Annotated in this window: 21 protein-coding genes and 1 tRNA gene; 20 read left to right on the top strand and 2 right to left on the bottom strand. The window is 59.2% G+C overall.

What is annotated here, in order from left to right; all coding sequences use genetic code 11:
• The first annotated feature begins 1 nt into the window (after position 1).
• From GTP23_RS20110 to GTP23_RS20125, 4 genes are all read left to right on the top strand, one after another.
• The gene (locus GTP23_RS20110) at positions 2-856 is read left to right on the top strand and encodes an enoyl-CoA hydratase family protein (protein WP_161036723.1); all 855 of its coding nucleotides are present in this window, start codon (positions 2-4) and stop codon (positions 854-856) included.
• Positions 857-868: 12 nt separating this feature from the next.
• Positions 869-2,044, top strand: coding sequence for an acyl-CoA dehydrogenase family protein (locus tag GTP23_RS20115; protein WP_161036724.1), 1,176 nt, complete (start codon positions 869-871; stop codon positions 2,042-2,044).
• On the top strand, positions 2,044-2,448 hold the full coding sequence (locus GTP23_RS20120; protein WP_161036725.1) for a RidA family protein: 405 nt from the start codon (positions 2,044-2,046) through the stop codon (positions 2,446-2,448). Before GTP23_RS20115 ends, GTP23_RS20120 begins: the two co-directional genes overlap by 1 nt.
• A 145-nt stretch (positions 2,449-2,593) precedes the next feature.
• The gene (locus tag GTP23_RS20125; protein ID WP_161036726.1) at positions 2,594-3,649 is read left to right on the top strand and encodes an acyltransferase family protein; all 1,056 of its coding nucleotides are present in this window, start codon (positions 2,594-2,596) and stop codon (positions 3,647-3,649) included.
• Positions 3,650-3,688: 39 nt separating this feature from the next.
• Here GTP23_RS20125 and GTP23_RS20130 read toward each other — a convergent pair.
• A tRNA-Arg gene (locus tag GTP23_RS20130) sits at positions 3,689-3,760 on the bottom strand.
• 197 nt (positions 3,761-3,957) lie between these two features.
• On the opposite strand from GTP23_RS20130, the gene GTP23_RS20135 reads away from it, so the two are divergent.
• Positions 3,958-4,536 (top strand): serine O-acetyltransferase, encoded by a 579-nt coding sequence (locus GTP23_RS20135; protein ID WP_161036727.1) that lies wholly within the window; start codon positions 3,958-3,960, stop codon positions 4,534-4,536.
• On the opposite strand, the gene GTP23_RS20140 is transcribed toward GTP23_RS20135, so the two are convergent.
• Positions 4,537-5,232, bottom strand: coding sequence for a hypothetical protein (locus tag GTP23_RS20140; protein WP_161036728.1), 696 nt, complete (start codon positions 5,230-5,232; stop codon positions 4,537-4,539).
• A gap of 138 nt (positions 5,233-5,370) precedes the next feature.
• On the opposite strand from GTP23_RS20140, the gene GTP23_RS20145 reads away from it, so the two are divergent.
• From GTP23_RS20145 to GTP23_RS20215, 15 genes are all read left to right on the top strand, one after another.
• Positions 5,371-7,275, top strand: a complete 1,905-nt coding sequence (locus tag GTP23_RS20145; protein ID WP_161036729.1) for an ATP-binding cassette domain-containing protein — start codon at positions 5,371-5,373, stop codon at positions 7,273-7,275.
• A gap of 119 nt (positions 7,276-7,394) precedes the next feature.
• A complete protein-coding gene (locus GTP23_RS20150) occupies positions 7,395-8,057 on the top strand; it encodes a CAAX prenyl protease-related protein (RefSeq protein ID WP_161036730.1) in 663 nt (220 codons plus the stop codon).
• A gap of 48 nt (positions 8,058-8,105) precedes the next feature.
• Entirely contained in the window at positions 8,106-9,383 is a 1,278-nt protein-coding gene (gene epsL / locus GTP23_RS20155) for an XrtB/PEP-CTERM-associated polysaccharide biosynthesis outer membrane protein EpsL (protein WP_161036731.1), read from the top strand.
• Between the two features lie 8 nt (positions 9,384-9,391).
• Complete coding sequence (locus GTP23_RS20160) at positions 9,392-10,774, top strand: undecaprenyl-phosphate glucose phosphotransferase (protein WP_161036732.1); 1,383 nt, start codon at positions 9,392-9,394, stop codon at positions 10,772-10,774.
• 248 nt (positions 10,775-11,022) lie between these two features.
• The gene (locus GTP23_RS20165) at positions 11,023-11,985 is read left to right on the top strand and encodes an EpsD family peptidyl-prolyl cis-trans isomerase (protein ID WP_229256196.1); all 963 of its coding nucleotides are present in this window, start codon (positions 11,023-11,025) and stop codon (positions 11,983-11,985) included.
• Between the two features lie 40 nt (positions 11,986-12,025).
• Positions 12,026-12,817 carry a polysaccharide export protein EpsE gene (epsE, locus tag GTP23_RS20170; protein ID WP_161036733.1) on the top strand — a complete coding sequence of 264 codons (792 nt, stop codon included), beginning with the start codon at positions 12,026-12,028 and terminating at the stop codon, positions 12,815-12,817.
• Between the two features lie 64 nt (positions 12,818-12,881).
• Positions 12,882-14,288, top strand: coding sequence for a chain length determinant protein EpsF (epsF, locus tag GTP23_RS20175; protein ID WP_161036734.1), 1,407 nt, complete (start codon positions 12,882-12,884; stop codon positions 14,286-14,288).
• A gap of 12 nt (positions 14,289-14,300) precedes the next feature.
• Positions 14,301-15,176, top strand: coding sequence for a chain length determinant protein tyrosine kinase EpsG (gene epsG / locus GTP23_RS20180; protein ID WP_161036735.1), 876 nt, complete (start codon positions 14,301-14,303; stop codon positions 15,174-15,176).
• 26 nt (positions 15,177-15,202) lie between these two features.
• Positions 15,203-16,087: an exosortase B gene (gene xrtB, locus GTP23_RS20185; RefSeq protein WP_229256197.1), complete on the top strand. Its 885-nt coding sequence runs from the start codon at positions 15,203-15,205 to the stop codon at positions 16,085-16,087.
• Complete coding sequence (gene epsI, locus GTP23_RS20190) at positions 16,084-16,788, top strand: exosortase-associated protein EpsI, B-type (protein WP_161036737.1); 705 nt, start codon at positions 16,084-16,086, stop codon at positions 16,786-16,788. Before xrtB ends, epsI begins: the two co-directional genes overlap by 4 nt.
• 37 nt (positions 16,789-16,825) lie before the next feature.
• The gene (asnB, locus tag GTP23_RS20195) at positions 16,826-18,742 is read left to right on the top strand and encodes an asparagine synthase (glutamine-hydrolyzing) (RefSeq protein ID WP_161036738.1); all 1,917 of its coding nucleotides are present in this window, start codon (positions 16,826-16,828) and stop codon (positions 18,740-18,742) included.
• Positions 18,733-19,890 (top strand): glycosyltransferase family 4 protein, encoded by a 1,158-nt coding sequence (locus GTP23_RS20200; protein WP_161036739.1) that lies wholly within the window; start codon positions 18,733-18,735, stop codon positions 19,888-19,890. The genes asnB and GTP23_RS20200 overlap by 10 nt, the downstream gene beginning before the upstream one ends.
• Positions 19,887-21,065, top strand: a complete 1,179-nt coding sequence (locus GTP23_RS20205; protein ID WP_161036740.1) for a glycosyltransferase family 4 protein — start codon at positions 19,887-19,889, stop codon at positions 21,063-21,065. The genes GTP23_RS20200 and GTP23_RS20205 overlap by 4 nt, the downstream gene beginning before the upstream one ends.
• A gap of 22 nt (positions 21,066-21,087) precedes the next feature.
• Positions 21,088-22,350, top strand: coding sequence for an O-antigen translocase (locus GTP23_RS20210; protein WP_161036741.1), 1,263 nt, complete (start codon positions 21,088-21,090; stop codon positions 22,348-22,350).
• A complete protein-coding gene (locus GTP23_RS20215; RefSeq protein WP_161036742.1) occupies positions 22,325-23,815 on the top strand; it encodes an O-antigen ligase family protein in 1,491 nt (496 codons plus the stop codon). The genes GTP23_RS20210 and GTP23_RS20215 overlap by 26 nt, the downstream gene beginning before the upstream one ends.
• Positions 23,816-24,022 lie beyond the last annotated feature (207 nt).

Below are 24,022 nucleotides of genomic sequence, written 5' to 3' on the forward strand. Positions count from 1 at the left end.
TATGCGATATCTACCCGGCAAAGCGCAGCAGCTGCCCGGCAACCGTAGCCAGCTTGGCGGCTATCAGGCCAGCCATTTTCTGTTCGAGGTCAGCGGCCGCGTAGCGACGCTGACGCTGAATCGTCCCGAACGCAAAAATCCGCTCACCTTCGATTCCTATGCCGAGCTGCGTGATCTGTTCCGTGCGCTGGCCTATGCCGACGACATCAAGGCCATCGTTATCACGGGCGCCGGAGAAAATTTCTGTTCCGGTGGCGATGTGCATGACATTATCGGTCCGCTGACGGAACTGGACATGCCCGGCCTGCTGGCATTCACCCGCATGACGGGTGATCTGGTCAAGGCCATGCGCGCCTGCCCGCAGCCCGTGATTGCGGCAGTGGATGGCGTCTGCGCCGGTGCCGGTGCCATCCTGTCGCTGGCGGCGGACCTGCGTTATGGCACGGCGCGCAGCAAGACGGCCTTCCTGTTCACCCGTGTCGGTCTGGCTGGCTGCGACATGGGGGCTTGTGCCTTGCTGCCGCGCGTGATCGGGCAGGGGCGGGCGGCTGAACTGCTCTACACGGGGCGCTCCATGGCGGGCACCGAGGCCGAACGCTGGGGCTATTTCAACAGCCTGCACGAGCCGCAGGACTTGCTGGCTGCGGCGCAGGCCATGGCGCAGGGGCTGGCTGATGGCCCGACCTTTGCGCATGGCATGACCAAGAAGATGTTGCAGCAGGAGTGGAATATGGGCGTGGACGAAGCCATCGAAGCGGAAGCACAGGCGCAGGCCATCTGCATGGCGACCAACGACTTCCACCGCGCCTATCACGCGTTTGTGGCCAAGCAGCGCCCCGCCTTTGAAGGCGATTGAAGCGGAATGACTATGAGCGATAAATCCTATCTGGACTGGCCATTTTTCGAAGAACAGCATGCGGCGCTGGAGCAGGCGCTTGATAGCTGGGCCAGTCAGCATATCAGCCAGCAGCATGAACACGATGTGGATCAGGCCTGCCGCACGCTGGTGCGCCAGCTCGGTGCCGCTGGCTGGCTGGCCCACGCCATTGCCGGCAGCGAGTATGGCGCGGCGGGTGCGACAATCGATACCCGCGCCATCTGCCTGATACGCGAAACACTGGCGCGCCACAGCGGGCTGGCCGACTTTGCCTTTGCCATGCAGGGGCTGGGCTCCGGCGCCATCTGCCTGCACGGCAGTGCGGCCCAGCGTGCAGCCTACCTGCCGCGCGTGGCGCGCGGTGAGGCGATTGCCGCTTTTGCCTTGTCCGAGCCGCAGGCAGGTTCCGACGTGGCGGCGATGCAGTGCGCTGCTGTGCGTGATGGTGACGAATACGTGCTCGATGGTGAAAAGACCTGGATTTCCAATGGCGGCATTGCCGACTTCTATGTGGTGTTTGCCCGTACCGGCGAGCAGCCCGGCGCGCGTGGCATCAGTGCCTTCATCGTCGATGCCGGCACGCCCGGTTTTGAAATTGCCGAGCGCATCGCGGTGATCGCGCCGCATCCGCTGGCCCGTCTGCGCTTTAATGGCTGCCGTATTCCGGCCGGCCAGCGTATCGGCGAGGCAGGGCAGGGCTTCAAGGTGGCGATGGCGACGCTCGATGTGTTCCGCACCTCCGTTGCGGCAGCGGCACTGGGCTTTGCCCGCCGCGCGCTGGATGAAGCCATGCAGCGTGCGACAGGGCGGCAGATGTTCGGTCAGGTGCTGGCCGACTTCCAGCTGACGCAGGCGAAGCTGGCGCAGATGGCAACCGGCATCGATGCAGCGGCCTTGCTGACCTATCGCGCCGCATGGCAGCGCGATCAGGGCCGCACAGTCACGAAGGAGGCGGCCATGGCCAAACTGACGGCGACCGAAACGGCGCAGCAGGTCATCGACGCGGCTTTGCAGATGTTCGGCGGGCTGGGTGTGGTGAGCGAGCAGCCGGTGGAGCGCCTGTATCGCGAAATCCGCGCGTTGCGGATATACGAAGGCGCCACCGAGGTACAGCAATTGATCATAGCGCGCGAACTGCTGCGCGCAGCGAAGAACAGGGATATGTGATGGAATTTCTACAACCGCCGGGCTGGGCGCGGCCGCGTGGCTATTCGAACGGGGTGGCGGCGAGCGGGCGTATGGTTTTCGTCAGCGGCATGATAGGCTGGGACGGACAGGGCGTGTTTCATAGCGATGATTTCGCTGCACAGGTACGCCAGGCCTTGCTGAATGTGGTGGCGGTGCTGGCCGAGGCGCAGGCGCGTCCCGAGCATATCGTGCGCATGACGTGGTATGTGCTCGACAAGCGCGAATATGTGGCGGCCTATAAGGAGATCGGTACGGCGTATCGCGAGATCATCGGCAAGCATTTCCCGGCCATGACGGCGGTGCAGGTGGCCGGGCTGGTGGAGGACAGGGCGCGGGTGGAGATCGAGGTGACGGCGGTAATACCGGAGCTGCGCAACGCCTGAACTGTGGCGTGGATGCCGCACTCGCCATTTGCTGAAGCGTGGAAAGGTAAGTTTTTTTTGAGTAAGTAATTTAAGTGTTAAAATTATCACAAATTACTCAAATGAACTTTTTCCACTGCCTGCATTATGGCAAGAAGGGTATATCGTGCTTAAAGCACTGCAGGCTGGCCGCGCTCTAGCCGCTATTTCGGTGACCGCGTTTCACCTGTCGATCGCCATGGGGCTGGCACGTTACGGCGGCAATGCTGCGTTCAGCGACTATACCAGCATGGGCCATCATGGCGTGGACTTCTTCTTTGTGCTGTCCGGCTTCATTATTCTGTTCGCGCATGTGGATGACATTGGCCGTCCGGAGTGTTGGCGCGACTACTTCCTGAAACGCTTTGTCCGGCTGTTTCCCATCTACTGGTTGTATTCGCTGCCGTTCGTCCTGTTGCTGCTGTTGGGCTTCGGCACAGATGCCAAGCTTCCTACTGAACCGCTGGACTGGCTAACCAACCTGACGCTGATCCGCTTTAATAATGCGTTGCCTATCCTGCCGCCGTCCTGGACGCTGTTTCATGAAATCGGGTTTTATGCCGTGTTTTCGCTACTCATCGTCAGGCGCAGCCTTGGTATTGCCGCGTTTGTAGTGTTTATCGCTGGATGTCTGATCCATTACAACTATCCCGGGCCCGATGACCGTACCCCCTTGAATGTCTACACGGCTTCCTATAATTTGTATTTCCTGTTCGGGATGGGCGCCTACTGGCTATATGCCAAAGGAGGCAAGGGGATAGCCGAACTGCTGCTGGGGCTGGTTCTGTTCAGCTACAGTGTCTGGGGTGAACGCCTGCCATACCACCTGACGCCACTGCTGCTGGCGTGCTCGTTTGCGCTGTTGTTGGCGGCCGTAGCTAAACTGGAGCAGTCCGGGCGTTTGCATGTGCCAGGGATTCTGCTGCATATTGGCAATGCTTCCTACACCATCTATCTGATCCATGAAGCGCTGGAAGGATTGTTGCTGAAGATGGTGATCCGCTCGGGGATCTACGGGGCGATAGGTGCCCATGCCAGCTATCTGCTGGTTCTCGCAGGTGTGATTGCGCTGGGCTGTCTGGCGTATCTACTGGTGGAACGGCCGGTGCTGAATTTCCTCAGACGGCGCCTGCTGGCGGGACGCAACAAAGCTCGCGCGGCAGCACTGGCCCCATCCGGCTAGCAGCGGGTAACTACCCACTGCCCGGCGCGACGGGAAGAGTCCCCCCGACTGGAATCGAACCAGTATCCCACGCTTAGGAGGCATGTGCACTATCCATTGTGCTACGGGGAGGGGTGAGGGTGCCCGAGTGGCCGTGATTATAGCTGACCGGCTGTTGATTGGGGCAAGTTCCCCATAGGCATTGCTGCCTGGCGCCGTCGCGCGCCGGGTGGGATGGCTGGCCGGGGCCATAGGCGAGATAAATTTAATGATAAAATGCTAATCTCGTCATTCCGTTTAATCGCCCTACTTTTAAAGAACTCTCAGTCATGACTTCGATCTTTAGTCTAATTTCTGCGGATTATCGGCGCTATTACGCTCTGGCAGGCGGTTCGAGGCTGAGAAGGATTTCGCGCTGCCTGCTGTCGCCCGGCTTTCAGGCGGTGACGGTGTACCGCATCGGTCACTGGACTTTGCACGGTTCGAAAATCCTCAAGCTGCCGGTACGCTTAGTGTATGTCCTCGCCAATCTGTTGATTAAGATTTGCTGGGGCATCGATATCGAACCGGACGCGAAAATCGGTGCGGGATTGTATATCGGGCATTTCGGCGGCATTAATATTTCCGGTGCCGTAGTGATGGGGCATAGCTGCAATATCTCGCAGAGCATCACGCTGGGTGTGGCGGGTGCGGGCGACAAATTCGGTGCACCCGTGATCGGCGATGAAGCGTATATCGCGCCCGGCGTGCGGGCGTTTGGCAAAATCCGGATCGGCAACAATGTGAAACTGGGTGCTAACGCTGTGATTCATGCCGACATTCCCGATAACGCAGTGGTGGTGCTGGAGCCCGGCTTCAAAATCATTTCGCTCAAAGGGAATCGGCGCCGCGCACAGACGCCCGGCTAGTTACAGCAGACGACCGGCGGCCGACATACGGCGGAAATACTCCTTCAGCGGCAGCCAGACTATCATGTCGTCAAAAGCGCCGCCCGGCGCATCCTCTTCAGCGCTGGCGGCGCGCAGTATGTAGTGCTGGCTCGTGGCCAGATTCTGCGCCTCGTCCGCTGCGTCGCCGCCGGCGGAGCGGTTTTTGCCTTCCGAGTACACCAGCACTGGCACACAGTCCGCGCCCGTATGACAGCGCTCCTGTCCGTCGATGAAATATAGCGCGCCACTACTGTCGCGGCCTTGTATGGTTTTGGTGGCGACGCTGACGCCCACTTCGGGCGGGCCATTGGCAAACGCCGGGGTGACACTGTAGCGCAGCGTTCTGCCCCAGCTATCGAGGCCGCTCACCCCCAGCGTTACCCACGGCAGTATGCCGGTGCAGGCAGATTCGGAATTACAAGGGTTGGGATTCTGGTGGCCGTCGGTGGCGGAAATCGCGGGGCGCGGCAGGCGTCCGTGGGTCATGGCATAGCCCATCAAGGCTTCGCTGGCCTGTCTGAGCAGGCGCTGGGTGTTCGCTGCGCGCTGGCGTTCGCTGCGCCGGCTATCCCACTGATGCACGATGACGGTCGCCGCGCCCAGCGCCAGTACGCTCAGCAGCATCAGCAGGGCGGCGCCGCGCTGGCGCCGGATAGGGCGGTGTGGAGTGCACATGGCTAGCGATAGTAGCTGATTTTGCCCCGTCCGGGGAAAAATGGCCGGGCGCAGGTGCTTGTCGGTACAATGGCGCTTTCCGTATCCTTTATTTATGGTCGGTGCGTGCTTGCGCTGGCTGTTACTACTTATCTCATTATGGCTGTTATTTCCCTATCGTCGGCGCAGTTAGCGTTCGGCCACGTTGCATTGCTCGATCACGCAGAATTTTCTCTGGAAAGCGGGGAACGGATAGGCCTGATTGGCCGTAATGGCACCGGCAAATCATCGCTGCTCAAAGTGATTTCGGGACGCTTCAAACTCGATGATGGCTTGCTGGTCATGCAGCAGAACCTCAAGATCGCCTATGTCGAGCAGGAGCCGGCCTTCGATCCGGCCATGTCGGTATTTGATGCGGTGGCTGCAGGGATGGGCGCCCAGCAGGCCATGCTGAGCGAATACGAAGCGCTGACAGGGCAGTTTGGTCAGGGCGATGACGAAGCCCTGATGGAACGCATGCACGAGCTGCAGGTCCAGCTCGATGCCCAGGATGGCTGGAATCTGGCCAACAAGGTAGAGACCACGCTGAACAAGCTCAATCTCGCGGGCGCTGCGCTGATGGGGACGCTGTCGGGCGGGATGCAGAAGCGTGTCGCGCTGGCTGTGGCGCTGGTGTCTGGCCCCGATGTGCTGTTGCTCGACGAGCCCACCAACCACCTCGATTTCACCTCTATCATGTGGCTGGAAGGTTTGCTGCGCGATTTCAAGGGATCCGTACTGTTCATCACCCACGATCGCAGCTTCCTCGACAATGTGGCCACCCGGATTATCGAACTCGACCGCGGCCGGCTGCTGTCCTACCCCGGTAACTTCAGTGCCTACCAGGTTCGCAAGAGCGAGCAGCTGGAAATCGAAGAGGTCGAAGCAGCGAAATTCGATAAGTTTCTGGCGCAGGAAGAAATCTGGATACGCAAAGGCGTCAAGGCCCGCCGCGTACGCGATGAAGGCCGGGTACGTCGCCTGGAAGCCCTGCGTTTGCAGCGTGCCGCGCGGCGCGAGCAGCAGGGCCAGGTCAGGCTGGAATTGTCGGCAGGTGAGCGCTCAGGCAAGATCGTCGCCGATCTTGAGGCAGTGTCCAAGCGTTTCGATGACAAGGTCATCATTAAAGATTTCAGCGCCACGATACTGCGTGGCGACAAGGTGGGCCTGATCGGGCCTAACGGCGCAGGCAAGACCACTTTGCTGAAAATGATCCTGGGCGAACTGACGCCAGACACCGGCGTGGCCCGTATGGGTACCAAGCTGCAGGTGGCGTATTTCGACCAGATGCGGGCCCAGCTCAATGAAGAAGCCAATCTGATGGATACCATCGCTCCCGGCAGCGACTGGGTGGAGATTAATGGCGCGCGCAAGCATGTGATGAGTTATCTGGGCGACTTCCTGTTCGCCCCCGAACGTGCCCGTTCACCTGTCAAATCGCTTTCCGGCGGCGAACGCAACCGTTTGCTGCTGGCCCGTCTGTTTGCCAAGCCCGCCAACTGCCTGGTGCTGGACGAGCCGACTAACGACCTCGATATCGATACGCTGGAATTGCTGGAAGAGTTGCTGGAAGATTATGCCGGCACGGTATTCCTGGTCAGCCACGATCGTACCTTCCTCGATAATGTGGTAACTCAGGTCATCGTGTCGGAAGGGGGCGGGCAGTGGCGCGAATTTGTCGGCGGTTATACGGACTGGGAGCGCGTCAAAGCGGCTGCACCCGTCAAGCCGGTAGCGCAGGCCAAGCCGGTAGCGGCCCCGGCTGCGGTGCTGGCGGACAGCTTGCCTGCCAAGGCCAAGAAGCTCAGCTACAAGGAGCAGCGCGAGCTGGAAGAGCTGCCGCAACTGATTGCCAAGCTGGAAGACGAGCAAGCCGTACTGATGATTGAACTTGCTGCCCCTGATATTTACAGGCAAAATCCGGCGGAGGCCAAGCGCCTGGCGGCCCGGGTCGAAAGCATAGAGTCCGAGTTGCTGGCGGCGCTGGAACGCTGGGAGCAGATCGAGGCGCGGGCCCAGATCTGACGCTGGCGCGGATGCGGTTTTAAAAACATCAATAACATCAGAAGAGGAAATCCGTATGGCGGTGTGGTGTTGCGTCGAGCTGAATTTCGCTAGCCGTCCAAGGTCCTTGCGGGTGACCTGTGCTTAACCGGGCTGCCTGGGCCCGGATCCTGCCGTTTCTGGCCTATATGGCGTTCATCGTCGTAGCCGACCTGCTGAGCCGGGTCGGGGTGGATGCAGCTACGCTGCGCTGGCTCTATCCGATCAAAATTGGTTTTGTCTTTTTATTACTGGTTGTATTTTGGCGACAATATCAGGAGCTGGCGTCCTGGCGCTGCTCTGCTCGCCTGCTGGCGGTCGCCGCAGCAGCCGGCGTAGTGGTGCTCGTGCTTTGGCTGAATCTCGCAGCCGGCTGGATGGTAATGGGACAGTCAAGTGGCTTCGACCCGCGTAGCGGCGGCCAGATCGACTGGTCGCTGGCGCTGCCGAGGTTGGCGGGCGCAACGCTGGTGGTGCCCGTGATGGAGGAGCTGTTCTGGCGCTCATTCCTGATGCGCTGGCTGGTGCATCAGGACTTCGAGCAAGTGGCGCCGCAGCAGGTGGGGTGGGGCAGCTGGGCTGTCAGTTCACTGCTGTTCGGCATCGAGCACAATCTCTGGCTGGCCGGCCTGGTCGCCGGCCTGATCTACGGATTTCTGTACCGGCGCAGTGGCAACATCTGGGCTGCCATCGTGGCGCACGGGGTGACCAATGGGCTGCTCGGTATCTGGATTATTTCCACAGCCAACTGGAGTTACTGGTAATATTATAATATCTAGTTGTTTTATCAATTTTTCCGGGGCGAGTATTACATGTTGAGTTCTTTGGACGCTGCTGAGCAGCAAGGTCACAAGCGCCGCGCTGCTAAATACCGTGCACCAGCGCCTGTGTCGGCTGCGTTGTGCCTGAATGCCATGATAGTCTTGGCCGGTAGCTGGAGTAGTATCGCCGCTGCCGGGACGTATGATGGGCTGCATCCGTACGCATCGCTTGCGACCAGCTATGACGATAACCTGTTCCGTCTGGCGGATAGCAATCCCGGCTATGACAATCAGCGCGGCGACTATTCCACACAGTTGCAAGCCGGACTGCTGTTTAGTCAAATTTACGGACGTCAGGAAATCAATCTGCAGGCCAAGGTAAGCCGGGTGAATTTCCGCCATTTCTCCGCGCTTAATTACAATGGTCGCGATATGCTGGCCAAGTGGGGCTGGCATCTGGGAGCTCACCTTGATGGCACGCTGGGCGTGAATTATTCCCAAACACTGGCGCCGTACACGGATGTGGAAACCCGGGAACGTAATCTGCGCACCGAACGCCGCCCCTATCTGACGGCAGGCTGGACGCTGCATCCTAGCTGGCGCGTACGTGGGGCACTGACGCAGAACCGTTACACCTATGATCTGAACAGCCTGGCCTACAACGACCGCGATGAAAACGGCGCGGAAATCGGGGTCGATTATCTGGCGTCTAGCGGCAGTACCATAGGCTTGCAGACCAATAAAGCTCGCATGAAGTACGATAATCTACGCCGTCTGAGTGGGCAGTTGGTGAGCGCCGATACCGACCAGGATGATGTCAAGCTCAAGGTTTTCTGGCGCATCACGGGGATTTCCGATGTGCAGTTCCTGGGGGGGCGTTCGCGCCGCACCCATTCTTTCTACACCGAGCGGGATTCCAGTGGGTTCAATGCCGAATTGCGCGCCAGCACGGCCCTGAGCGGGCAGTGGGGCGCCGATGTGTCGCTGTGGCGTAAGTTTGAAGGTGTGGAAAGCAATCTGGTCAGTTACAGCCTGAACACGGGCGCCCAGCTGCAGGGCAACTGGGCTGTGACATCCAAGGTCAAGGCGAATGTGATGACGAGGGTGCAGAAGCGCCGTTTTTCCGGCCTGCTCTCGCCTGTCTTGCCGGCCAATATCAACGACATCAGCCATACCTCTTCGGTTGGCGTCGATTACGCATTACTGCCGTCCGTGCAGCTAGGCCTGTCCTTGTTCCAGGACTCGCGCAGTGGTTTGGCCTCGCGCCTCTTCAGTAATGGGCAATATCATGCAAAAGGCGCAAGCTTTACCCTTAATCTGCAATACTGAGTTGCCATATGACGTTTAATGATATTCCTTTGATTTCGTTTTTTCAGCGTGTGCTCGATCCGCTGATTATCATGGGAAACCTGTATTTGTGCTGCAAGCTGTTCGGTGAACCTTTTAGCGGTTACTACCTGGTGCTGATGATACTGGCGTTCTTTATTTCCAGCGGCGTCTACCAGTATGTCGATCCCTATCGTGCCTGGCGCAGTGGCCGCATGTCGGCCTATGTGCGTGATACGCTCATAGGCTGGGTGGTGACGGCGGGTGTGCTGGTCTTCATCGGTTCGGCCAGTGGTCTGAGCAAACAATTCGACGTTCAAACCATGCTGGCCTGGCTGCTGTCTACGCCCATGCTGCTGCTGGCCAGCCATTTGGGCATGCGCCGCGCTTCACTCGCTTCCAGCAAGGACAACGAGGTGCGCTCGGTCGTCATCGTGGGGGTCAACGAAGTGGGGCTGCGCTTTGCCAGCGTGTGCAAGCGCCACCCCCATTTGTTCATGCGCATGGTGGGTTTTTTCGACGACCGTGTAGAAGAGCGCTTCCCCAGCAATCTCAACGATCCTGTGCTGGGCAAGATGGCTGATATCGCCGGCTATGTCAGAGAGCATGGCATCAAGATGATTTTCATTAGCCAGCCCATCTCGGCCCAGCCGCGCATCCGCAAGCTGCTCGATGAATTGCAGGATACGACGGCGTCCGTGTACTTCTTGCCCGACATCTATGTGTTCGATCTGATGCAGGCCCGCTTCGACAATGTGGGCGGGATGCCGGTGATCGCCATTTGCGAGTCGCCATTTACGGGCATTAACAGCATGGTGAAACGTATCAGCGACATTGTGCTGGCGCTGGTGATACAAGTAATCCTGTTGCCCATCATGCTGGTCATTGCCGCGGCCGTGAAACTGACATCTCCGGGGCCGGTGATTTTCCGCCAGCGCCGCTATGGTCTCTATGGCGAAGAAATCGTGGTGTATAAATTCCGCTCGATGACGGTGACCGATGACGGGCCCACCGTGGTGCAAGCCAAGCAGAACGACCAGCGCCTGACCCGCATCGGTGCGTTCCTGCGCCGTAGTTCGCTCGACGAACTGCCCCAGTTTATCAACGTGCTACAAGGACGCATGAGTATCGTGGGGCCGCGCCCTCACGCCGTGGCTCACAATGAACTGTATCGCAAGCTGATCAAGGGTTATATGCTGCGCCACAAGGTGAAGCCGGGGATTACCGGCTGGGCTCAGGTGAATGGTTTGCGGGGAGAAACCGAGACGCTGGACAAGATGGAAGCCCGGATCCAGTATGACCTCGATTACCTGCGTACCTGGTCGCTATGGCTGGATTTGTGGATCATCGTGAAAACCATACAAGTGGTAGTCAAGCGCGAAAATGCCCACTAGGGCCTTTAAGGTGCGGCTAAGTGTTGTTTTTGCAATTGTTTAGACTGATGCTGTAGCATACGCACTGGACCAGTGTGGTAAACGCAGTTTATTTACCAGATTGACAAGTGATATGCCCTGAGTGCATACTTCGCTCGCTGAATATTTATAGGTTTTTGTTAATATTAGTTGCATTTATTTAACTGTTTGCCTACCCTGCCTCTTGCTTGCCGACCGGGCAGCTGTGATGCATATTCGAGGATAAAATTTTGAACCAACAAAAAATTGCGGGAATTCGGATCGCCTATCAGCGCAAACCATGGCTGCTGCTTGCAGGGGCGTTGATGGTGCTGGGCCTAAGCGCCTGCAGCGGCAAGAAAGAAAGCAAGCCGGGCCAGGCGTTGGCCAGCGTGAATGGCGAAGAAATTACAATTTTGCAGCTGAACGACGAGTTGCAACGTGCCAATGTGCCGACTGCCCAGCAGGAAGCTGCTTCGACGCAGATACTGGAATCGCTGATCGATCGCCAGCTGGTGCTGAATGAAGCTGTAAAGGAAAAGCTGGACCGTGATCCGCAGATCGTGCGCACCATCGAACGCGCCAAGTCCATGCTGCTTGCCCAAGCCTATCTGCAGAAGAAAGTGGGGACGCCTGCCCGGCCCACGCGCGCAGAAGTGGAAGCTTATTACAACCAGCATCCGGGTTTCTTCAGCGCACGCAAGGTCTTTGAAATGCGTCAGCTGGTGATGGCCAGCAAGGACATCTCGCCGGATGTTAAGGCGGCCATCGATAGTGTTAAGACGCTGGAAGAGGCGGCGACCTGGCTCGATGAGCATAAGGTGGGCTTTACCCGTGCCCAGCTGGTGCGCGCCAGTTCGGACCTGCCGGTGCCCCTGACGGAGAAATTGCTGGGCTTGTCGAAAGGGCAGTTGTTCATCATTAACGAAGGTGAGCGTAGCCTGCTGGTAACGATTACCGATGTGAAGGATGCGCCGGCCACGCTGGCACAGGCAGCACCACAGATCGAGCAATTCCTGATCAACAAGAAGGGCAAGGACATTGCCGATGCGGAACTGGCGCGTCTGCGCACCGCAGCGAAAATCGAATATCTGAATGGCCGCAAGGCGCCGGCGAAAGCCGAGGCTGCCCCGGCAGCGGCAGCCAGCGAGCCCGCTGCGGCCAAGCCGAATGCCGAAGATCAGAATGCCCGCGGCGTTGCTGGGCTGAAGTGATTCTGACGGACTCCGATAACAAGCATGAGGTAAATGGGAAATGAAACAGATGACTAAATGGTTGATGGCTGCGTTGTTGTGGACGCTGATGATGGCAGGGGCTCAGGCAGCAGATGCCGTACTGGGGCCGGGCGATGTACTCAAGGTGACTGTGTACGGCAACCCTGATCTGAATACCGACACGCGCATCAGCGATGCCGGCACGATCACTTTCCCTCTGCTGGGACCGGTGGAAATCGGTGGTCTGAGCAGCGCAGCAGCGGAAAAGAAGATCAGCGGCCTGCTGGAAACGGGCGGTTTTCTGCGTAAAGCCCAGGTCAACATCCTGATCACGCAGATCCAGAATCAGCAGGTATCGGTGCTGGGCCAGGTGAACCGTCCGGGCCGCTATCCTATCGAAGGACGCCGCAGCGTGATGGAAATGCTGGCCATAGCGGGCGGTATCGCCGTCGATGGTGGCGATACCGTATCGTTGATACGCAAACGCAACGGCAGCACCACCAAGGAACAGATCGATATCGTCGGCATGGTGCGTAGCGGCGAAATGAATAATGATTTCGAAGTGACCAGCAACGACATCATCTACGTCGAGCGCGCGCCGCGCTTCTATATCTACGGCGAGGTGCAGCGCCCGGGCGCCGTCCGTCTGGAGCGTTCCATGACCGTGCTGCAGGCATTGTCGGCTGGTGGTGGCCTGACGCCGCGCGGTACCGAGCGCGGTCTGGTGATCAAGCGTCGTGACGCGCACGGCAAACAACAGATTATCGATGCCAAACAGGATGACCTGGTGCAGAACGATGATGTGGTATATGTCAAAGAGAGCCTGTTCTGATCTTCTGCGCTGTGCATGACGAGTTGTCTGGCGGCGTGTGTATTCTTAAACTGAAAGCCTTATCATGAATTTGTCCCAATTTCTGCTGATCCTGCGTGCCCGAAAGTGGGTCGTGCTGGCAGTGCTGCTTACGACGGTGCTGGTGACCGTGGCGGTCAGCCTGTTACTGCCTAAAACTTATAAAGCCACGGCATCGGTGCTGCTGAATTACAAGGGGATGGACCCGGTCACCGGCATGACCATGCCTAGTCAGTTGCTGCCAGGCTATATGGCGACCCAGGTCGACATCATCAGCAGCAAGAACGTTGCGCTGCGTGTGGTGGATGCTCTTGGCCTGGCCAATAACCCGGCTGTAGTGGCGCAGTTCCAGGAGTCGACCGGCGGTAAAGGTACGGCGCGCGACTGGCTGGCAGACCTGCTGCTCAAAAAGCTCGATATCGTGCCTTCGCGCGAGAGCAGTGTCGTGGAGATTACCTTCAAGGGGACGGATCCTGCTTTCGTTGCTGCCGTGGCCAATGCGTTTGCCGATGAATACCAGAAAATCAGCGTGCAGCTGAAAGTCGAGCCGATGAAGCGCGCGGCCGCCTATTTCAATGACCAGCTGAAATTGCTGCGGGACAATGTGGAAGCAACTCAAGCCCGTCTGTCCAAATACCAGCAGGAGAACGGTATAGTTAGCGTCGACAACCGTCTGGACGTGGAAAATAACCGCCTCAACGACCTGTCGGCCCAGCTGGTGGCAGCCCAGGGTCAGCTGATGGAAGCGAGCTCGCGTGCGGGCATGGCCAACGGTTCGGCCGAATCGCCCGATGTGGCCGGTAACCCGCTGGTACAGAATCTGCGTATCGGTCTCGGCGTGGCCGAAGGTAAACTGGCCGAGCTGAGCCAGCGTCTTGACCGCAATCACCCGCAATACCAGAGTGCCAAGGCGGAAGTGGAGAAGCTGCGTGCAGATCTGAATGCCGCGATTAAATCCACCACGAATAGCGTGGGCAATAATGCCGCCATCCTGCGTCGCCGCGAAGCGGACGTGCGCGCTGCGCTGGCCGAACAGAAGAAAAAAGTGCTGGAACTGAACCGCACCCGCGATGAATTGAACGTGCTGGTGAAGGATGTAGAAGGAGCCCAGCGCGCGTTCGATACCACCTCGCAGCGCTTCTCCCAGACCCGTCTGGAAGGTCAGGCTGAACAGTCCGAAATCGCTCTGCTCAACCCGGCAACAGCGCCAATCGCACCGGCCGGACCTAAAGTCGTGCTGAATGCTTCGCTGTCGCTGCTGCTCGGTACCATGCTGGGCGTGGCAATGGCTTTTGTGCTGGAAATGCTTGACCGTCGTGTGCGCTCCGCCGCGGATCTGGCTGAAACGCTGGAAATTCCCGTATTTGGCGTGATCGATTGGAATAAAACCAAGCATGCCCACAAACGTACCGGCCTGAATGCGCTGATACCGCGCCGCCTGCGCTTGAATTGAGAAGAGGACTCTATGAACGCCCCTACGTACCCGAATTCACCGCCGGTAGGTCCGGCCCAGACTGATTCCAGCATCGGTGGTTTGCTGCTCGAATCGGGCAAGATTACGCCGGAAAATGCCGAGCGTGTGTTGCGCATGCAGAAAGAGCTGGGCATACGCTTCGGCGAAGCTGCCCAGCGTCTTGGCCTGATTACTGAAACTGATTTGCAGCAAGTGCTGGCCCGCCAGTTCGAATACCCGTATCTTCAAGCGGGCGAAGGGAAGTTTTCGCCCAAACTGGTGGCCGCCTACCAGCCGTTCAGCGAGCAGGTCGAGCAGTTGCGCGCCGTACGTAGCCAGCTGATGCTGCGCTGGTTTGCCCGCGGCCATCGCTCCCTGACCATCATGGAAGTCGATGCGGACGACGGCGCCAGTACCTTTGCTGCCAATCTGGCCGTGGTGTTCTCCCAGCTGGGCGAACAGACCCTGCTGGTAGATGCAAATCTGCGTACCCCCCATCAGCGCGAGAATTTCGATCTGCAGGGCCGTCAGGGCCTGTCCGATGTGCTGGCCGGCCGCGCCGATTTGAGCGCCGTCACCAAAGTGCCATCGTTTGTCGACTTGTCGGTGCTGCCGGCAGGTACTTTGCCGCCTAACCCGCAGGAATTGCTCAGCCGCGCCCAGTTCGGCATTCTCAATACCCAGCTCGAAGCCAATCATGCGGTGGTGCTGTACGATGTGGCGCCGTTCTCGGTCGGTGCCGATGCGCTGGCGGTGGCAGTGCACACGCGCGGCGTGCTGCTGGTGGCGCGCCGTCACCAGACCTCGCTCGATGATATTGCCGATGCTGCTGAAAAGCTGACGCAGGCGGGTGTGCAAGTTGTAGGTTCCGTGCTGGTAGATGCATGATGGTGAGCGCGCCGGACAGTGGGCGTTTGAGCGCCGATATACCTGCGCGCGCGCTAGCGTGGGAGTGGGCCCCTATCGTCGTCGGTCTGCTGGTATTGTTCGTACCGACTTTCTGGGCGCTGTTTAACGGCCCCTGGTCGAGCGAAGATCAGGCTCACGGCCCGGTGATTCTGCTGTTGTCACTGTGGCTGCTGTGGCGTGGTTGGCCGGCAATGATGGCGGCCAGCGCTACTCGCCCGGGCAGCAAGCTGGGATGGCCGCTGCTGCTGATCGGCTTGCTCGCCTATATACTGGGCCGCTCCCAGCAAATCAATCTGTTCGAACTGCTGGCCTTTATCGCGGTACTGCAAGCCGTGCTGCTGATCAAGCAGGGCGGTGCTGCCTTGCGCATGCTGTGGTTCCCGTTCTTCTTCATGCTGTTCATGATCCCGCTACCAGGGGGGCTGGTCAGTCTGCTGACCATGCCGATGAAGATGGCCGTATCGTTTGTGGTCGAGCATCTGTTATTCTGGGTCGGCTATCCGATCGCGCGTACCGGAGTGATCCTGCAGATTGGGCAGTACCAGTTGCTGGTGGCGGATGCCTGTGCCGGCCTGCAGACCTTCCTCACGCTGGAGTCGCTGGGCCTGCTGTATCTGAATGTGGTGCGGCATAACTCGGCATTGCGCAATATTGCCATCGCCATCTTGATCATTCCCATTTCGTTTACGGCCAATGTAATCCGGGTGATTTCGCTGACCCTGATTACCTATTATTTCGGCGACGCGGCGGGGCAGGGCTTCCTGCATGGCTTTGCCGGCATGGTGCTGTTCATGAGCGCGCTGATGCTGATCCTGGCGCTCGATACCTTCCTGCAGTGGTGGGTGGGCCGGCGTGACAAGCCAGCGTTAGATACTGCGAGAATTGCATGAACAAGAACCGTGCTATAAGTTTGTTACTGGGTGTACTGATGTGCTCGTCAGCGCTGGCTGCCTATGTGCTCACGCCTAAGGTGAAGGTGGCGGACCAGCATGCGCGTATCGATCTGGAAACCATGGTGCCGCGCGCTTTCGGTGACTGGCAAGTCGATCCCAATGCCGGCGGCAACGTGCTGCCATCGCCCGATGCCCAGGCCACGCTGGAAAAGATCTACGATCAGATTCTGACCCGCACCTATGTCAATAGCCGTGGCGAGGCGATGATGCTGACCATTACCTATGGCTCTGCCCAGACCCAGGAATTGAAAGCCCACCGCCAGGAAGTGTGCTATGCGGCGCAAGGCTTCGAGATCCAGGGGCTGGAGCATCCGACTCTGCCTATCGCGGGGCGCCAGGTACCGGTTACCCGGATGTTCGCGGCCAAAGGCGAACGCAAGGAACCGGTGACCTACTGGTTCACCATGGGCGATCAGGTGGTGCTCAGCCGTACCGAACGTCTGTTGGTGCAGGTTAAGTATGCGTTTTCCGGTGTGATTCCGGATGGCATGCTGGTGCGCGTGTCGAATCTGAAACGCAATCCGCAGCAAGGGTATGAAGAGCAACGGGTATTCCTCGATCAGATGATGAGTACTCTCAATAAAGACGCTACTGATAAATTGCTGGGTATAGACGGCCATCGTCCTGACATCCGCTGAGTGTGCTAGCGATCACGTAAATTCTAGGATAAGCCGTATGTGTGGAATTGCAGGATATGTAGACCGTTCGGGGCGGGTTGCCGGCCTGAATCAGGATCTGGATGAGGCGGTGCGCGCCTTGCGCCATCGCGGCCCCAATGACCAGGGCTGCTGGACTGAGCAGGCCGGGGTCGGCATAGGCCAGACCCGGCTGGCCATTCTGGATCTCTCGCCCAACGGTCATCAACCCATGGTGTCGGAAGATGGCCAGGTGGTGATGTCGTTTAACGGCGAAGTGTATAACTTCGCCGAGATTCGCGCGGAACTGGAACCGCTCGGTCACCATTTCCGCGGCACGGGCGACTCCGAAGTCATACTGGCCGCGTTCCGCCAGTGGGGTATGGAAGCGGTACAGCGCTTTATCGGCATGTTCGCCATCGCCCTGTGGGATAGCCGGACGCGCCGTCTTCATCTGCTGCGCGACCGGCTAGGCGTCAAGCCTCTGTACTACGGCTGGGATGGACAGGTACTCTGCTTCGCCTCTGAATTAAAAGCCCTGCGCGCTTTCCGCCACTGGACCCCGGCCATCGACCGCGATGCACTGGGCGAGTATTTCCAGTTCGGGTATATCAATGCGCCGCGCAGCATTTATCAGGGCATCGCCAAACTGGAACCGGGCCACTGGCTGGAACTGGCGGAAGACGGACCGCCCAGACTGCAGCGCTATTGGTCGGTACTCGATGCCTGTAGCCAGCCCCTGAGCGGTACCGAAGAGGAACTGACGGCGCAGCTCGAAGCGCTGATGACCGATGCCTTCCGTCTGCGCATGGTGGCGGATGTGCCGGTAGGGGTGTTCCTGTCCGGCGGCATCGACTCGTCGCTGGTGACGGCATTGCTGCAAAAGGATGCCGAGCGTCCTATCCACACCTTTACTATCGGCTTTGCCGAAGAGCGTTTCGATGAATCGCCGTTTGCCCGCCGGGTAGCCGAGCATCTGGGGACCGAACACACCTCGGCCATACTGCAGACGGATGAGGCCAAACGCATACTGCCCATGTGGGGGCAGTTGTATGATGAACCTTTCTTCGATTCCTCCGGCGTACCCACCTATCTGGTTTCGCGCATGGCCAGTGAGCAAGTCACCGTCGTGCTGTCGGCCGACGGCGGCGACGAAGCGTTCGGCGGCTACGGTATCTATGACTATATGTTGGCCAAGTGGCAGAAGCGCCAGAGCTGGCCGGCCGCATGGCTGGCGCTGTTGCAGGGCGTGCTGCCGCGCCTGCCCATCGACGCAACGGACCGGCTGGTAACCTGGCTGCCTTTGCCACAGTCACTGCGTCGGCTGCTGCGTACCAAGCTGATCGAACCTGCCATACAGCTGCGTGACGTGCTGTGTGCCAGCAGTCTGGGGGAGGCCTATGATGCCAAGTTCTCGGTATGGCCCAAGGCCAAAGTGGCGCGCCTGCTGGGACAGTTTCGCCGTGTGCGCGTGACGGCCGATAGCTATCCCGGCACCCCGGCCGACCAACTGGGCCTGTGGGACTTGCATCATTATCTGCCGGGTGATGTGCTGGCCAAGGTGGACCGTGCTTCGATGGCCGTCAGCATCGAAGGGCGCGAGCCGCTGCTGGACCACCGGATTATCGAATTTGCCTACCGTCTGCCGCTGGCGCTGCGTCGCGGCAAGCTGGGTAACAAGCATATCCTGCGCAATATCCTGTACAAATACGTGCCGCGCGAGCTGATCGAGCGCCCCAAACGAGGTTTCGCCGTACCCTTGCTGGAGTGGTTGCGCGGCGATCTGGCCGAACTCGTCGACCGCTATCTGGACACCGACGCAGTGCGCACCCAGGGCATACTCGATGCCGATCAGGTGGCCGCCACTGTGCGCGCTTTCCGGGACGGTGACGATCGCCTGGTGCAGCAAGTCTGGACTCTGCTGGCATTCCAAATGTGGCATGAACAATGGATGTGAAGCTTAAGCAGGCCGCGCCCGGACGGCGCCCCTCGGTGTGTTTTGTCGCGCCGGCAATTTATCCGGTACTGGCACGCGACACGGGAATTGAAAGCGTGGGTGGGGCGGAGGTCCAGCAGGCCGTACTGGCGCGCACGCTGCAGCGGGCCGGCTACGAGGTCTCGGTGGTGACCATGGATTATGGCCAGCCGGCCATGGTGGAAATCGATGGTATCCGGGTTTATCGCGCCCATACCCCTGATGGCGGCCTGCCCGTGCTGCGCTTTGTGCATCCGCGCCTGACCTCGATCTGGTCGGCCATGCGACGGGCCGATGCGGATATTTATTATCAACGATCTTCCGGCATGCTCACCGGTGTGGTTGCCCAGTTCTGCCGTATGTATGGACGGCGCTTTATCTACGCGGCCGCGTCCGATGGCGACTTCTACCCGGCCTTGCCGCTGATAGCGCACGGGCGTGACAAATGGCTGTACCGGCGTGGCCTGCGCCAGGCCGACGCCGTGGTGGTGCAGCACCCGGCGCAGCGCGAGGCCTGCGCCCAGCACTTTCTGCGTGCTGACAGCCACATAGTGCCCAGCTGCCATGCTGGCGCCGCGGAGGCAAGTGCGGCTGCGGATGGTTATGTGCTCTGGGTCGGTACCATCAAGCCGCTGAAGCGGCCCGAGCTGTTTATCGAGCTGGCACGGCGCCTGCCACAGTTCCAGTTCCGGCTGGTGGGCGGTGGTAGCGGCAATGCGCTGTTCGAGCAGCTGCGCGAACAGGCAGCGGCACTGCCCAATCTGACGCTGACCGGCTTCGTGCCATATGCGGCGGTGGATCAGCAGTTTGCCGGCGCGCGGCTGTTCGTCAACACCTCCGACTTCGAAGGTTTTCCCAATACCTTTCTGCAGGCCTGGTCGCGCGGGATTCCTGCCGTCAGCTTCTTTGATACGGGTGCTACCCATGAGGGCGGGCCCGTGTGCCGGCAGGTGCCGGATCTGGACGCCATGGCGGCCTGCGTGGCACGCCTGATGGGCGATGCCGCGGCCTGGCAGGCGGCCAGTGATCATGTGCGTCGCTATTTCGATGCTAACCATACGCCATCGGCCGCTCTGCGCGCCTATGAGCAAGTATTCGCTGCCATGGGTGCAGCTGGTGGGGTTGTATGAGTGTGAATGCCGTTGCAGGCCGTGCGCCGCTGGAGGAAAATCCCGCGCTGCCGCATATCTGTTTTGTCGCGCCTGATATCTATCCGGTACTGGTGGGGGACACCAGCATCCCGGTGGTGGGCGGTGCCGAGGTGCAGCAGTGTTTTCTGGCCCGAGGTCTGCGCCAGGCCGGTTATCGCGTCAGCATCGTCACCGGTGATTTCGGTCAGCCGGACCAGTGCGAAATCGACGGGATCCGCGTCTTCAAGATTATTCGCTCCACCCTGAACATTCCCGTACTACGCTATCTGCATCCGCGTCTGACTTCGATCTGGCAGGCTTGCCGCCGTGCCAATGCCGATATCTATTACCAGCGCTGCGCCTCGGCAGTGACCGGAGTGACGGTGGCCTATGCCAATTTCGCCCGGCGCAAAGCAGTATTTGCTGTTGCCAGCGACATCGATCTGTTGCCGGGCAAGGCCAACTCGAATGCAGCATTGCGTGAGCGCTGGCTGTTCGTGTACGGCTTGCGCCGCGCTGCGGCAGTGGTACTGCAAAATCCGTTACAGCAGCAGCGCCTGCTGGACTGGACTGGCCGTCAGGGCGTGCAGATTCCTAGCTGTTATGCCTTGCCTGCGCAGCGCAGCACAGCGCCCGGTGGCTACATCCTCTGGGTTGGCATGATGCGTCTGGCCAAGCGTCCGGAACTGGTGCTGGATCTGGCAGAACGTTTGCCCGGACTACGCTTCCGTCTGATCGGCGGCCCCTCGTCGAGCGGTGATGCGGACGATTATTTCCGCCACATCGAGGCACGCGCGCGCACATTGCCAAATGTGGAATTCCTCGGTTTTGTTCCCTATGCGCAGGCCGAGCAGCACTTCGATGGCGCCGCACTGCTACTCAATACCTCGGTCATCGAAGGCTTCCCGAATACCTTCCTGCAGGCATGGGCACGTGCTGTTCCATCCGTTTCCTTCTTCGATTGCGGCGCGCGCGATGCGCAAGGCACGCTGGGCGCCGTGGTGCCCGATGTCGATGCCATGGTGGCCCAGCTGGCGCTGCTGATGGGCGACGACGCGGCCCGTGCTGCGCTGGGCCAGCGCTGTCTCGATTACTTCCAGCACAAGCACCATGTCAGCGCGGCCCTGAGCAAACTGCAACCGCTGCTGGCACAACTGCAGGAAGCCCAGCAATGACGAACGCAGGCGGAGCAAGTTTATGGCGTTAAAAGTTGCGCTGATATGGGGGGCAGGACAGACCGCTCTGAAGATGGTGCTGAGTTTTCTGAGCATCAAGATTACGGCCGTCTATCTGGGGCCGGTAGGTCTGGCCATGGTGGGCCAGTTCGGTAATTTCTTTACGCTGCTGCAGGCGGTGGTGGGGAGTGCCCTGAATACGGGGGTGACCAATCTCAGTGCCCAGACGGATGACCGCGCGCAGCTGCGCCGGGTGTGGGGCACGGCCATGAGCGGTTCCCTGCTGTTAGGCGGAGCGATGGCGCTGTTGGTCGCGCTGGCTTCCTATCCGATTGCCCAGTGGCTGCTCAAGGATGGGGCCTACTGGCCGGCCGTAGTGGGGGGCGCCGTCAGTGTGCCGGTGGTGATGGTGGGATTGGTGCTGAATGGCGCAATTAATGGCCGCAAGCAGATTTCCTTGCTGGGCCGCATAGGTATGGGGGGCGCGCTGGCCGGCACTCTGGTGTTTGTGCCGCTGTGCTATCTGTTCGGTGTATGGGGCGGCTTGTTCGCTTATTCGCTGTCCACTTGCTGTGTATGTCTGGTAACGGTGATTGCCGTGTATTGGTCGCGTGACTGGCACTGGGCCGATTTCGGCCTGTGCTGGGACAGTGCGGTGGCGCGCCAGTTGCTGGCATTTTTCCCCATGCTGCTAGTACATGCCGTTGCCGAGCCGATTGCGCCACTGCTGATGCGCGATGCCATGTTGGCTAATCTGGGCGCCACCAGTACTGGTTTCTGGCAGGCAGCGCTGAGGCTGTCCGATATGTATACGCTGGTGGTGACGACGGCCGTCACCATGTTTCTCATGCCCCATCTGGCATCGATTAAAGATGATCGCCAGTTCGGCCGCGAACTGTGGCGCATGATGCTGCAGGTTGCCGGTATTACGGCGCTGGGGGCTGGTGTGATCTATCTGTGCCGTGATCTGGTGATCTCTATCGTGTTCACCCGCGAGTTCCGTCCCGTCCGTGATCTGCTCGCCTATCTGTTTTTAGGGAATATTTTCAAGCTGGCGTCGTGGCCTCTGCGCATGGCCTTGGTCATCAAGCTGCGCGCCAAATGGTATATTTTGGTGGAAATCGGGGTAGCGCTGGCGCAGATCGGCCTGACCCACTGGTGGCTGGCCGATCTCGGGGCCAATGCCGCTAACGCCGCCTATGCGGTTTCATTCGGACTGGCCTTGGTCATCCTCCTCTATTCGAACAAGGATTATTTGTATGGGCTACAGCGTCAAAAAAGCTAAGAGCTCCCACTGGGTAGCCATGCTCATTGGGCTTACTCTGGCGGTCGTCTTTGGACTCATCGGTGCAGTGGCCGATGGCTGGCTGGCCTTGCTGCTGTTCGCCCCGATTATCCCGGTGGCGCTGGTGCTGGCCGATTTCCGCATAGGTGCGGTGCTGCTGATGGTCCTGCTGCCTTTGCAAAACTCGCCACTGCTACCTAACTTCACGGGCTTCAACATCATTAACTTCATCGTGCTGGGCACCATGGTGTCGATGTACCTCAGCTATTTTGGCGGCAAGGTGAAGTTTTTCCGTATCTCCAAAGTGTACTGGTGGGCTTATTTGCTACCTATCTTCGTGGGCGCTGCAATCGGAGTGATGCATTTGGGTAATGTTCCCAATATAGATGACTTCATTCTGTACCAGACACCATTCAAGTATTTGATAGGTATGATTATCAAGCCTCTGTTCACGCTGCTGGTGGCCTGGATGGTGGGTGTGGCTGTGACCCGCAGCAAGCGTCCCGAACTGTTCCTGGTCCCCCTGGTCCTGACGGCCGTAATGCCAGCCATTCTGGTCATCGTTTTCGTCTTCCGCAACGGTTTGAGCCTGGCCATGCTGGCCAGCGAACACCAGCGCGGATTGTTGTCCAGTCTGGGCATGCATGCCAACGGTTTTGGTCAGTTCTTTGGGCTGGGCTTTATTCTGCTGCTCTTCTTGTTCCCGGTGGTGACCCAGCTGCGCCATCGTATCTGGCTGACCATCTCGCTGGCTCTGGTGACGCTGGCCTTGCTGATGACGTTCTCGCGCGGTGGTTATGTAGTGGCGCTGGTGGGCATGCTGAGTTTCCTGTTCATACAGCGGCGCCTGCGCTATGCTGTAGTGCTGGCCTGCTTCGCGGTGGCGGCTGCGTTTCTGGCGCCTGACGCCGTGGTGGGGCGGGTTACAACTGGCTTGAATGCCTCCGCTACAAGCAAGATGAAAGCCGGTAAGGTGGATGAACTGACGGCGGGACGGGTGTGGATTTGGGGCCAGGTGGTACCGGAAATTGCCCGCAGCCCAGTGTGGGGGCGCGGCGTCGGTTCGATTGCCTGGTCGGAACCAGTACAGCGCGGCTTGCTGTTCTATATTCACCCGCACAATATGTTCCTGCGCCTGTTGATGGACTTGGGTTTGCTCGGCTTTATGGTGATGGCTTACTTCACCCGCTATCTGTTCCGGCAGCTGCGTGCGGTAGGGAAGATACCCGGACAATCACCCTATGTGGTGGCATTGGCTCAAGGCATGGTGATCGTCCTGTTGGGGATACTGGTGAGCGGAATGTCGGGCGGACACTACATTGCCGGCCCGGAGACGGTGATATTCTGGATGGGCTTGGGGGTGCTGTTGCCATTCTTGCCACGCCCTGCCAAGCGTGGCTCAGCAGCAGTGACCCAGCCGGAGGTAGACAGCAGGGTGTCAACGGGGAGCCGGACGGCAGGGTAGTAACAGGCGTCAAACAGGTGTTGAAAGCTTGCCATGCCCGGTCTGTGGCAAGCGCTGCAAGCTTTCATGCCGAGGTGTAAAGGCTTGTTGTTTATGTCATCATTATTTCCGTGTGGCTATTTGGATGCGTGACAGAAAAATGATTTTTTTCGGTAATTGTTTGAAGTTTTTTGTGCTAGGATGAATTATTGCGTCGCTGCATTGATG

Origin of the sequence: Duganella fentianensis, assembly GCF_009857835.1 — a bacterium.
GTDB classification, from domain to species: Bacteria; Pseudomonadota; Gammaproteobacteria; order Burkholderiales; family Burkholderiaceae_D; genus Rugamonas; species Rugamonas fentianensis.

What these genes read in the sequence shown, in the direction of transcription:
- GTP23_RS20200 (WP_161036739.1), top strand. Translation starts at nt 18,733, where the DNA reads ATGGATGTGAAGCTTAAGCAGGCCGCGCCCGGACGGCGCCCCTCGGTG.
- epsE (WP_161036733.1), top strand. Translation starts at nt 12,026, where the DNA reads ATGAAACAGATGACTAAATGGTTGATGGCTGCGTTGTTGTGGACGCTG.
- asnB (WP_161036738.1), top strand. Translation starts at nt 16,826, where the DNA reads ATGTGTGGAATTGCAGGATATGTAGACCGTTCGGGGCGGGTTGCCGGC.
- GTP23_RS20115 (WP_161036724.1), top strand. Translation starts at nt 869, where the DNA reads ATGAGCGATAAATCCTATCTGGACTGGCCATTTTTCGAAGAACAGCAT.
- GTP23_RS20160 (WP_161036732.1), top strand. Translation starts at nt 9,392, where the DNA reads ATGACGTTTAATGATATTCCTTTGATTTCGTTTTTTCAGCGTGTGCTC.
- GTP23_RS20210 (WP_161036741.1), top strand. Translation starts at nt 21,088, where the DNA reads ATGGCGTTAAAAGTTGCGCTGATATGGGGGGCAGGACAGACCGCTCTG.
- GTP23_RS20215 (WP_161036742.1), top strand. Translation starts at nt 22,325, where the DNA reads ATGGGCTACAGCGTCAAAAAAGCTAAGAGCTCCCACTGGGTAGCCATG.
- epsF (WP_161036734.1), top strand. Translation starts at nt 12,882, where the DNA reads ATGAATTTGTCCCAATTTCTGCTGATCCTGCGTGCCCGAAAGTGGGTC.
- GTP23_RS20205 (WP_161036740.1), top strand. Translation starts at nt 19,887, where the DNA reads ATGAGTGTGAATGCCGTTGCAGGCCGTGCGCCGCTGGAGGAAAATCCC.
- GTP23_RS20145 (WP_161036729.1), top strand. Translation starts at nt 5,371, where the DNA reads ATGGCTGTTATTTCCCTATCGTCGGCGCAGTTAGCGTTCGGCCACGTT.
- epsL (WP_161036731.1), top strand. Translation starts at nt 8,106, where the DNA reads ATGTTGAGTTCTTTGGACGCTGCTGAGCAGCAAGGTCACAAGCGCCGC.
- GTP23_RS20135 (WP_161036727.1), top strand. Translation starts at nt 3,958, where the DNA reads ATGACTTCGATCTTTAGTCTAATTTCTGCGGATTATCGGCGCTATTAC.
- GTP23_RS20110 (WP_161036723.1), top strand. Translation starts at nt 2, where the DNA reads ATGCGATATCTACCCGGCAAAGCGCAGCAGCTGCCCGGCAACCGTAGC.
- GTP23_RS20140 (WP_161036728.1), bottom strand. Translation starts at nt 5,232, where the DNA reads ATGTGCACTCCACACCGCCCTATCCGGCGCCAGCGCGGCGCCGCCCTG.
- GTP23_RS20120 (WP_161036725.1), top strand. Translation starts at nt 2,044, where the DNA reads ATGGAATTTCTACAACCGCCGGGCTGGGCGCGGCCGCGTGGCTATTCG.
- epsI (WP_161036737.1), top strand. Translation starts at nt 16,084, where the DNA reads ATGAACAAGAACCGTGCTATAAGTTTGTTACTGGGTGTACTGATGTGC.
- epsG (WP_161036735.1), top strand. Translation starts at nt 14,301, where the DNA reads ATGAACGCCCCTACGTACCCGAATTCACCGCCGGTAGGTCCGGCCCAG.